Source organism: Marinobacter sp. UBA2498, from assembly GCF_002341575.1.
GTDB lineage: Bacteria > Pseudomonadota > Gammaproteobacteria > Pseudomonadales > Oleiphilaceae > Marinobacter > Marinobacter manganoxydans.
Window position 1 is genome coordinate 29,542 of the sequence record NZ_DDOI01000065.1, and the last position, 308, is coordinate 29,849.

The window sequence follows — 308 nt, forward strand, 5'->3', positions numbered from 1 at the left end:
TCATCATCTACATGCCGATGATTCCGGAAGCCGTCATTGCAATGCTCGGCTGCGCGCGAATTGGCGCCATTCATTCTGTGGTCTTCGGCGGCTTTGCAGCCCATGAGCTTGCGGTTCGCATCGATGACGCCAAACCGAAGGCTGTGATTACCGCTTCCTGTGGCATCGAAGTCACCCGTGTGATCGAGTACAAGCCCCTGGTCGACAAGGCCATTGATCAGGCCAGCCACAAGCCGGAAACCTGCATCGTTTACCAGCGCCAACAGGTACAGGCCGAACTTCAGGCTGGCCGTGACCACGACTGGAAC

At 57.5% G+C, this 308-nt stretch carries 1 protein-coding gene; it reads left to right on the top strand.

Annotation, left to right across the window (positions count from 1 at the left end; translation table 11 throughout):
• A partial coding sequence (locus B2W52_RS09040) for an AMP-binding protein (RefSeq protein ID WP_286802585.1) occupies window positions 1-308 on the top strand: 308 nt, incomplete at both ends.